Genomic DNA, 10,000 nt, shown 5'->3' with positions numbered 1-10,000 from the left:
AACTCTTCATCTGACTGTGGCTATTCTGCAGAAGATCCCACTCTGCTTTACTAGTCCCTGCTGTAACTCCGGCGTTTGTTCAAAATGGCGTCTATTTGCTCAACTGTGGTATCGGCTTTACAGGGAACACTGGTTGATAACCAGATAGAGTCTTTGCTGGAGCCTGCTGGAGGGACTTTCCAGCAACCTGGGTTGGTATCGATCAACATACTGCCATCGGCAAAGTCTTTCACCTTGCGCCCAGTCTCCGGCTTTGGTTCAGCCTTCTGAGCTGTAATTTCCAGAGCCAACTGTTTTTGTTTCTCTTTCCAACTGCCGGAACCTGAAGCATCGCCCTGCTTAGCGGACTGCAGGGCTTTGTTTGCCATACTTTTATCCTTCTGCAAAAGCCTTGAAAGCTGATCAGCTGAGTCTTGTTTCCTGGCAGATTGTAGTGCTCCGTTTTGAAGCTCTCTCTGCACAACCTGAGGTTCTGCAGCCGGATTTTCAACTTTTGCTTTTGCAGCTTCGGGCACAGGCTTAGCCGCCACCGGGTCAGCGACTTTAGCTGCAGGCAGGGGCTTTGCAGCGACCACTTCAGCCGCTTTCGGTACCGGCAACGGCTTAGCTGCGACCACTTCAGCCGCTTTCGGTACCGGCAACGGCTTAGCAGCAACCACTTCAGCCGCTTTCGGTACCGGCAACGGCTTTGCAGCGACCACTTCAGCTGCTTTCGGTACCGGCAACGGCTTAGTAGCGACCACTTCAGCCGCTTTCGGCGCAGGCAACGGCTTAGCAGCAACCACGTCAGCTACTTTCGGTACCGGCAACGGCTTAGCAGCAACCACGTCAGCTGCTTTCGGTACCGGCAACGGCTTAGCAGCAACCACGTCAGCTACTTTCGGTACCGGCAACGGCTTAGGCGCTGGTACTACTGGCGGTGTTTTAACCATAGCGGGTTTACGCACTGGTACAAAAGGCTTCTTTTTGGGCTGAGCTACCTTGGCTTTTGTTGGTTTTAGATTGGATTTAGGTTTAGCTTTTTGAGTTGTGTTTTTCTTTTGGGGCTTTTTTACTGGCGTTTTGGCTGGAGCTTGTTGATTTGGTATTTTGGCAGGCATTGGTGGCACTATAACCTGTTCTGCCTTTGTTACCTCTTGCTGTGGTTGCACTGGCGCCGCTTTCACAGCTTTTATCGGCTGATATGCATAAGCCAGAATAGGGGGTTCAGGTTTAATTTTTGCGGCGTCAGTAGGCACAAAATGATGATAGGTCAGCAAACCTATCAGCACAATGTGCAGACACAAAGACCACAAAAATGCTTTCAAAGCATCTCCCTATTCGTTAATCCTGAGCTTTCTTCAGCAGAGCTAATCAACAGCAGTTGCGGCCTGCGAATAGACTCAGCCCTGAAAAAACTGGACTTTATTCCGCCCCTGCTGTTTTGCCTGATACATTGCAGTGTCTGCATCTTCAATCAGTTTGGTTAAATGATAACCAGAAAGTTCTGCTGAAGTAACACCAAAACTGGCAGTTAATTTAAACTCGTAGCCAGACGCTGCTGTATCAATATTTTTGATGGCATCCCGACATATATCGGCCAGTAAATGCGCCTTATCGCTCTGACAACCTGGTAATAAAATAGCGAATTCTTCACCACCAATTCGGCCAAATACATCGTTGTTACGCATAAAATTACGACAGGTATCCACAGTTTGGCGTAATGCCCAATCACCTGCTGCATGACCATATTGATCGTTAATTTGTTTAAAGTGGTCCAAATCAAACACTATAAGAGCGGCCGGTAGCTGACCTTTTTGGCACAAGTTTAAAGCGTCTTTGGCTGAAACTGAAAAATGGTACCTGTTGCTGATAGCCGTTAAGTCATCGTATTCGGCCAGGGCTTTAAAACGCTGGCGGGCTTGCAGACTACGATAGGCCATGAGCGCCAGACCCAATACCAGCATGGCCAACGCGACAATGAGCAATTGATTTGAGGTAGCCTGATGCTTCAGTTTTTCTTGCGCTAACTGTAACAATTGATTGTCTTTATCCAGCAAAGCTATCTTTTGATTTTGCGCCAGAATTTCTGAATGGGCCGTATGGTACGCCATCTGCTGTGCTGACTTATCGTCCATGTAAGCAGTAAAGGCCGCTGTATATTGTTCATGATAATCAAGAGCCTGCTGGTAGTTAGCATTATCTTTTTCAAGCTGGAAGAGGATTTTTAATGCTGTCACTTTGGGGAAAATTACATTGTCTCCAGCTCTACTTGCTATGACACGACTGGCATAATCCCTCGCTTCATTAAGGTGCCCTAAAGCATAATTGGCCTCGGCCAAAATAATATCGAATTCGGCTATAAGTCGCGGATACAAACTAGAAACAGCTTGCTCCCGGTACTGCGACATAAAATCTTTGGCTTTTTGCCATTCACCGGTTTTGAGCAAATATTTTCCTTTATAAGTTCGAATAAGATTGGCCCACAGAATCTCGCCCCTTCGCTCACAATAATCTAATCCAGAATCCAGCTCTTGAAGAAAACGTTCGGTCATTCCCGCACTACTTAAGGCATCCAAACGTAGTTGTTTAGCCGCACAGATTGCTGTTTCTCTTAACTTCTCGCCCTCTATTTGTTCTGTATATTCTATGGTTTGCTCATAACGTTCTACATATCTGTACATCATCGCTGTAACTAATAAACCTTGCTCCCGGGCCAAAGGCTGCTCGATTTTACTAACCTGATTAATAATTTGTTCCAGATAAGTAAAGGCTTCCAAATAACGCCGGTTAACAACAAGACTATTGATCGCTAGTGCTTTTGCTCTGAATGCAATGGTCTGGTCAACTCCGGTGTTGTTAAGTTGTAACGTAAGCTCAATAGACTTAGCTGTATCACCGGAATAGGCTGCCTCGTACGCACGAAGCAATAGGAAATAGTCTTCCTCAAGATCACTAAGTGTTGAATATTTTTGCTCGATTAAACTGAGATTTTTTTGAAACTCAGCAAAGTCCGTACTTTTAATCTGATCTGCAGCAAGGAGATCTTGTGTTGCCTCTTGCGCATAAACAGCAAAAGTCAAAAAAAAATGAAGCAGAATAAGCTTCCAAAACATCAGAAACTTATTTAGGTGCAAAGCCCAACTAGAATTGAACATTAATTCTAATTTTAAACCGCTATTTTCTGATGAGTTTTTCCATCTTCATTTTCTTCTTCAGATGGTTCTTCCTGATCGGGTTCTTGAGCCGGATATATACCACAAACAACATTGGTGCGGGCTCCTAATAGCAACTCAATTTTGCTTTGGTCACCGGCAGTCACTGCATCAATCAAAGCTGGATCAGCATCAGCCATTAAGCTTGCAATATGCTCGGCATCTGCATAACGAAACTCTGAGTTTTGGCCCATTTTTTCCAATAAACGAATGATTTTCGACATGCGCACAGCTCCATTTTTTATGATTTGATTTCATGATATTGCTAAATATTTTTAGCTCCAATGCAGCTTAAAACGATAAAATTAAAAGCACAAGCTTGGTTCAGGATTATATACTCAAAGATAAAGACCCAACAATTTCTCGGCACTTGCCAATCTCGTCGTTAGCTCTGACGCCAAAATAGCCTGTCGTTTTGACTATCAGGTTTGAAACCTACCTGAAGTACCATATGCTGAGCCGCTGCATTGCCAGGGTCTATGTCTGTATAGAGCAAAAACTCAGGGTTTAGCTGTAAAAAAAGGCGACAAACGGCATCCAGAGCTTCCTGACCAAAGCCCTGCCCCCGCCCTGTCTTAGCCAACAGAACGCCAATTTCCGCTTGTTTCAGTGTCGGGTTCACTGCACTTAAACCCACCATACCTACAGCTAGATTATGTTGGTACAACGCCAAAAAAAGCCGCTTAAAAGGCTGTTGCTTGCTAAGGCGTACAGCGATATCAAAGCTATGCTGAGCGCTTTCCATCGTCATCACAGGAGCAATAAACTGCATCAGCTCTGGATCTGTATACAAGCTGCAATACATCAGCCTGTCCCTGTCAGCCAAAGGGCGAATAGTAAGCCTTGTGGTTTGCAACTGAAACCGCTGTGGATTAGCCTCCAGCTTCAGCTCTTCCATTTTAAAGCTCCTGTGCCACCACAACTTTGAGCTTATCCAGAATCAGCTGATTGGCTTTGGCTACAGTGGCAGGCGGTATCACCAAAGTGGTTTTTAAATCCATTTGCGCTTTGGGTAAATCAGATAAAGTGATGCGTTCGATACGGGGTTGCTGAATAGGCAAAGTAACAGCTTCGTATAAAATTACCTGATGATCCAAGGGATACCATTGACTCAACAACTCCACTAAAACCTGGCGATAAGCGCCGCCTGTGGTGAATTTCGCCAGTGATTTATCTCCTGCGACTCCTATCTGCCATAAAATTAAATAAGCCGCTGTGTCTATGGTTCGCTGGTAAAACATCAGGTTGCTGGCTTCATAATGCTGGCAACCATAAGTGCCGGGGTCCAAGCCCAAATCAGCATATAAACAGTCTTCGGCTGAAATACCTGGCTCCATATGGGCCTGATAACCTTCTGCTATCGCCTCTTTTATCGCCTGATGTGGCACCCAGGCAAATACACCGGGATGGCCGTAAAAAGCACCACAGACTTTTTTACCAAGGCGCACTTCAGCCAACATAGCGGCCACCATTTGTTTATAGGTGATCATCCTGGACTGGCCTTCACAGTAATAAGGTTGCAGGCTACGTACATCGGCATTCATGCCCTGGATCCACAGCTCAGTAGTACCGTCTGCGACCAGTACAAATACCACCTCGGCTTGTTCTATATAACTACGACATAAAGGACTGATATGAGAACCCAAGGTCATACCTGTGCCTACACAAACTAAACTACCTTTTTGCATGAACTTCACCTACTGCCACAACCTACAGGTTAAAACTCTGCCCGAGGGCAGCTGTCAGATACGAAATTAGCCTGCTTTGAACATTGAGGTAATTTCTTCTTGCTCGTCAGCTTCTTCTGCGGCATGCACGCCACAGATGACGTTTGTGCGCGCACCTAAAACAGCGGCTAACTGCTCCTGAGATCCAGCCAGGATAGCGGCAGCTAAAGCAGGGTCTAACTGCTCTGTCATTGTAGTTTTGTCGGCATAACGTAAGTTAGCGTCCTTTCCGATTTTTTCCAATAAGCTGATCACTGTAGACATTTGAATTTCCTTAATAAATAAGCTCATCACGTGGCTCAACATAACTAAGCCGTTCAGGCAAATATGACTTTACCTGTCCCGATACTAACGCTGAGTTTGTGCTTTTGACTAGTTTTATTATGTTGTTTAGGGCACGGGTTTAGCCCTGCCCGCAAAGCGCCAGTTTCAAGTACGAAGGCTAAAGGTTAGGACTCGGGAATAACAGTAGCGCAGGCATAGATCTGTTCGTCGCTAATCGAAAGCCAAACTGATCAACCAAAACTCAAAACTGGTCCAGCATCTTGCTCCTGTGAATAGGTTTATATTTTTGTGAGTGAGCTATCTAAAAGCTGATTATGTTGGAGGCAGATGTATGCACTGACGTTGTGAGCAAGATGAGGACTAACTTTTAATGCCTTAGCGTGTTTTCAACAAGTTGAACTGCGGCGCAAAGGGCAAGCATACTCCCATAAACAAAATTGTTTAAAAATAGTAAATTTACTGCTATAAACAGCACAATTTTTCCCATTCATTACCATTGGATTTTTTAACTAAGGACAGCCGATGAAAGTTTTGTTTGCCCTGGCATTAAGCCTGCTGCTGAGTGCGTGTGCCAGTACCTATGTTCCGCCTACACCCAGTCTGAATTTACCTGCTAAAACCAAAATTGGGGTATTGGTAGTGGCTGGTGACAATGTTAATCACAGCCATATAGGCACCACCATTTTTAATAACTTTAATACCAGTTACCCCTATCAATGGCGGATGTCGGACAGCATTTTTGACACCCTAAAGGCTCAGTTAGAGCGGCCTGAACGCTTTGAAGTGGTCGACCTGAGCAAATGGAATAGAATGCCATTGCAACCGCTGAACTTTGTCGAAGTTCGGGATAAAAACTGGCAATTTACGATGGAGCAGGACTTGCTGCGTAAACGCTTGCTGGCAGAAGGGATCCAAGTGGTGATCAGCGTATTTGAAACCCCATCTCTGGCTTATCTCGAGTGCGGCAACTATGGCTGCAACGAATATTACAGCCAGGGCTACGGTCTGTTTACCCGTAGCTTTTTGGGGATGGATAACTACTTCAGCTCTGCCGCTTTTGCCGTCAGTGTTGAAACCATTCACCAGCCTGTCGACCTGACGCTGATGCCTAAACTGGTTGAGCTGTCTAATTATCAGTCCAAGCATAAAATGCTGGACGATTTCGAAGACCCAAAAGATTTCCAGAATATCACGGCGTCAGAAATGGAACCTGTGCGTCAGAGCATTCTTGACTACTTCACTAGTGTGGGTGAACAAATCAAAGCCTATCTGAATGGCGAAGTAAGCGGGACCGCCAGTTAAGCTATATTGGAGCAGGTCCTGAGGGATGCCCACGAATTTCAGCATGTCATTCATCCGCATAGAAAGCGATGACTGGCCAGAGTTCGTGGCGCCCACTGACCTTATACTTTCACCTTATCTTTGGCAATCAAAGCGTTAGAACGCGCTTAAGATTCAAGTATAACAGTAGCGCAGGCATAGGCCTGTTCGTCGCTAATCGAAAGCCAGACAGAACGCACTTGCATTGAATCAGCTAATGCTTTCGCCGGACCCGTGAGTTCAAGTTGCGGCCGACCTGAAGGGTCGTTGCTGACCGTAAAATGCTGAAAGGAAATACCACGGCCTATACCGGTGCCAAGCGCTTTGGCAGCGGCTTCTTTGGCGGCAAAACGTTTAGCGAAATAACGGGCTGGCTGGCCATGAGCCGCTAAGATTTGCTGCTCGGTGTCAGTCAATACCCGTTGTACTAAACGGGGGGAGCGCGCCAGGCTCTGCTCTATGCGCGCTATTTCGATTATGTCGGTGCCTAAACCAACAATGGCCATTAACGTCGCGCCTCGACCATCAGGCGTTTCATTTCAGCGACTGCCGGGCCTAAACCAGAGAAGATAGCGCGGGCCACAATAGCATGGCCAATATTCAGCTCGTACATCTGGGGAATAGCAGCGATAGGCTGCACATTGTGGTAATGCAAGCCATGACCGGCATTGACGGTTAAACCCAAAGAAGCGGCATAAGCAGCAGCTTCAGTGATACGCTGCAGTTCTGCTTTTTGCTGTTTCGGATCTGTCGCTTCAGCGTACTGGCCTGTGTGAATTTCAATATAAGGCGCACCGGCTTTGGCTGCCGCTGCTATTTGTTTTTCATCAGCGTCGATAAACAAGGAGACTAAAATATTGTCCTGCTGCAGGCGATGCACAGCATCCTGAATTTTCTCGAACTGGCCAGCCACTTCTAAACCACCTTCTGTGGTCAGTTCCTGGCGTTTTTCCGGCACTAAACAACAGAATTCAGGTTTGAGCTGAGCTGCAATGCCCAACATTTCTTCGGTCACAGCCATCTCAAAATTTAATCGGGTGGCTATGGTTTCGCGCAACACAAATAAATCCCGGTCCTGAATATGGCGGCGGTCTTCACGTAAATGCACGGTAATGCCATCCGCACCAAATTGCTCTGCCAATAAGGCGGCATGCACAGGTTCAGGATAATAAGTGCCACGGGCCTGACGTAAAGTAGCGACGTGATCGATATTGATACCTAAATAAATGGCGCTCATAACTAGTTCCTGATCGATTGAAATAATGCTCTGCTGGTCAAAGGTTTGCTGCCAAGCAAAGGCGCTAACCATAAGCGGCTTAATTGTTTGGCGGCCTTTAATACATCCTGCTGCTGCCATTGCTGTTGGCCTATGGCTTTAAGCACTGCACCTTTCCAGCCTTTGCCGGCAATTTGCCAGCCTTGCTCCGGCCACCATTGGTACAAAGCGCCGTCTTGCAAAGACTCACCTTCACTATCGTAACCCCAGTCAACAGGCTGGCCTAACTCAGTCAGCAGGGAGAATTCGAACTGGCGTAAACAAGGTTCAAGCTCTGCGGTCAGCAACTGCTGCAGGCTTTGTTGGTATAAATCGAATAGCGCATCAGAACCGACGTTTTCAGGCCAGAGCCTGCAGATCAGCTCGTTTAAATACATGGCGCCAAACAGCTTTTCTCCTTGCAGCAAAAAGGCAGGCCCTGTTTCTTCGGCTTTACTGACAGTTTTTAAATCAGAACGCCCCACCAGTTCCAGCTGTAATAGCTGAAAAGGCTGCAGTGACAAACGTTGTTGTTTTTTACTGTTAGATTTGCGGATCACAGCGCTGACCCGCCCCAGTTCAGGCAGCAGCAGTTGCACTAACAACTGCTGTTCCTTAAAAGCGCGGCTGTGCAGGATAAAAGCTGGCCAGCTGCGATTATCCATTTTAGTCTTCGCCGTAACCTAAGCTGCGCAGGGCGCGCTCATCATCAGCCCAACCTGATTTCACTTTCACCCACACTTGTAAAAACACTGGCTGTTCAAACAAGGTTTCCATATCTTTACGGGCTTCTGTGGCAATAGTTTTAATACGTTCGCCTTTTTTACCTATCACCATTTGCTTTTGTGTGTCGCGTTCAACCAACACTAAAGCAGCGATATGGTAATGTTTTTCTTCCCATTTAAAACGTTCGATTTCAACAGTCACAGCGTAAGGTAATTCGTCGCCAAGGAAACGCATTAACTTTTCCCGCACTATCTCGGACGCCATAAAACGGCTGCTGCGGTCCGTGACATATTCTTCAGGGAAAAAGAACTCACAAGGAGGTAATTGTTTTTGAACCAAGGCCCGCAGCTCCTGCACATTGGTGCCCTTTTCTGCTGACAAAGGCACAATTTGCATGAAATCGAGCTGGCTGCTCAGCCACTGTAAATGTGGTAATAACTCTTCCTTGTCTTTGTATAAATCGACTTTATTGACCACCAGCAACACTGGTTTTTTTGCTGCAATCAAACGGTTTAATACCATTTGGTCGTCGTCTGTCCAGCGCGTACCTTCCACCACAAAAATAATCAGTTCTACGTCCAGAATGGTGCTGGCTGCAGCTTTGTTCATCAGGCGGTTAATGGCGCGTTTTTCTTCGATATGCAAACCTGGGGTATCGACATACACAGTCTGGTAATTATCCTGAGTATCTATACCTACGATACGATGACGCGTCGTCTGTGGTTTACGCGAAGTAATACTCACCTTCTGACCAATCAGCTGGTTTAATAAAGTGGATTTACCCACATTTGGGCGGCCAACTATGGCAACCAGTCCGGCAAAAGTCTCAGAGGTCATTTTTCACTTGTTCCAACAAAATCCGTGCTGAATCCTGTTCAGCTTTACGTCTGGAATTGCCAGACGCTATTACAGGGGCTCTGCCCTGCACAGTACAACGCACAGTAAAGACCTGGTCGTGGTCATCGCCTTGCGTGTCGATCACCTCGTACAAAGGCAAAGGTAAACGCCTGCCTTGCAGGTATTCCTGCAATTGGGTTTTACTGTCTTTTTGTACGCCAGGCTGAATGCTGGTTAAACGACTGCCATACCAGTTTAAAATCCGCTCTTTGCAGGCTTCGATACCAGCATCTAAGAAGATAGCACCTAAAATGGCTTCTACTGCGTCAGCCTGAATAGATTCGCGGCGTAAGCCACCGCTTTTCATCTCGCCCGGACCAAGCCGTAAATACTCGGCCAGCTCCAGTTCTTTGGCTATTTCAGCCAGTGTTACACCCTTGACCAAGGAAGAGCGCATACGGGTTAAATCGCCTTCGCGGGCTTTAGGAAAGTGCAGATACAGGGCTTCAGCGATCACCATGCTCAGCAGAGCGTCGCCTAAAAATTCCAGCCGCTCATTGTGCTCACCTTTGCAACTGCGGTGAGTCAGGGCTTGTTCGAGTAGTGCGGTCTTTTGAAACTGGTAACCCAGCTTTTTCATCAGACCGCTAACAGGT

The 10,000-nt window shown here is 46.6% G+C and carries 12 protein-coding genes; 1 reads left to right on the top strand and 11 read right to left on the bottom strand.

Features of this window, described 5'->3' with window-relative positions; genetic code table 11:
* Positions 1-50: 50 nt before the first annotated feature.
* The 6 genes from LDL40_RS15245 to LDL40_RS15220 form a co-directional block, all read right to left on the bottom strand.
* Positions 51-1,307, bottom strand: a complete 1,257-nt coding sequence (locus LDL40_RS15245) for a hypothetical protein (protein WP_300996286.1) — start codon at positions 1,305-1,307, stop codon at positions 51-53.
* Between the two features lie 75 nt (positions 1,308-1,382).
* Positions 1,383-2,909: a GGDEF domain-containing protein gene (locus LDL40_RS15240; protein WP_300996284.1), complete on the bottom strand. Its 1,527-nt coding sequence runs from the start codon at positions 2,907-2,909 to the stop codon at positions 1,383-1,385.
* 239 nt (positions 2,910-3,148) lie between these two features.
* On the bottom strand, positions 3,149-3,418 hold the full coding sequence (locus LDL40_RS15235) for a hypothetical protein (RefSeq protein ID WP_300996283.1): 270 nt from the start codon (positions 3,416-3,418) through the stop codon (positions 3,149-3,151).
* Between the two features lie 161 nt (positions 3,419-3,579).
* Entirely contained in the window at positions 3,580-4,092 is a 513-nt protein-coding gene (locus tag LDL40_RS15230; RefSeq protein ID WP_300996282.1) for a GNAT family N-acetyltransferase, read from the bottom strand.
* A 1-nt stretch (position 4,093) separates the two neighbouring features.
* Complete coding sequence (locus LDL40_RS15225) at positions 4,094-4,882, bottom strand: SAM-dependent methyltransferase (protein WP_300996281.1); 789 nt, start codon at positions 4,880-4,882, stop codon at positions 4,094-4,096.
* Positions 4,883-4,948: 66 nt separating this feature from the next.
* Complete coding sequence (locus LDL40_RS15220) at positions 4,949-5,185, bottom strand: hypothetical protein (protein ID WP_300996280.1); 237 nt, start codon at positions 5,183-5,185, stop codon at positions 4,949-4,951.
* A gap of 543 nt (positions 5,186-5,728) precedes the next feature.
* Here LDL40_RS15220 and LDL40_RS15215 point away from each other — a divergent pair.
* The gene (locus tag LDL40_RS15215) at positions 5,729-6,508 is read left to right on the top strand and encodes a hypothetical protein (RefSeq protein ID WP_300996279.1); all 780 of its coding nucleotides are present in this window, start codon (positions 5,729-5,731) and stop codon (positions 6,506-6,508) included.
* Between the two features lie 146 nt (positions 6,509-6,654).
* Here the strand turns inward: LDL40_RS15215 and acpS are convergent, their stop codons facing one another.
* Genes acpS through rnc form a run of 5 tightly spaced genes read right to left on the bottom strand, consistent with a single transcriptional unit; the run spans position 6,655 to position 9,984 of the window.
* A complete protein-coding gene (gene acpS / locus LDL40_RS15210; RefSeq protein ID WP_300996278.1) occupies positions 6,655-7,032 on the bottom strand; it encodes a holo-ACP synthase in 378 nt (125 codons plus the stop codon).
* Complete coding sequence (pdxJ, locus tag LDL40_RS15205) at positions 7,032-7,763, bottom strand: pyridoxine 5'-phosphate synthase (RefSeq protein ID WP_300996277.1); 732 nt, start codon at positions 7,761-7,763, stop codon at positions 7,032-7,034. The genes acpS and pdxJ overlap by 1 nt, the downstream gene beginning before the upstream one ends.
* A 2-nt stretch (positions 7,764-7,765) precedes the next feature.
* Positions 7,766-8,446 (bottom strand): DNA repair protein RecO, encoded by a 681-nt coding sequence (gene recO, locus LDL40_RS15200; RefSeq protein ID WP_300996276.1) that lies wholly within the window; start codon positions 8,444-8,446, stop codon positions 7,766-7,768.
* Position 8,447: 1 nt separating this feature from the next.
* Positions 8,448-9,344 (bottom strand): GTPase Era, encoded by an 897-nt coding sequence (gene era, locus LDL40_RS15195; protein WP_300996275.1) that lies wholly within the window; start codon positions 9,342-9,344, stop codon positions 8,448-8,450.
* Complete coding sequence (gene rnc / locus LDL40_RS15190) at positions 9,334-9,984, bottom strand: ribonuclease III (RefSeq protein WP_300996288.1); 651 nt, start codon at positions 9,982-9,984, stop codon at positions 9,334-9,336. Before rnc ends, era begins: the two co-directional genes overlap by 11 nt.
* Positions 9,985-10,000 lie beyond the last annotated feature (16 nt).

Origin of the sequence: Rheinheimera sp. (assembly GCF_020217005.1) — a bacterium.
Lineage (GTDB): Bacteria > Pseudomonadota > Gammaproteobacteria > Enterobacterales > Alteromonadaceae > Pararheinheimera.
This window is presented reverse-complemented; position numbering and strand designations above follow the sequence as displayed.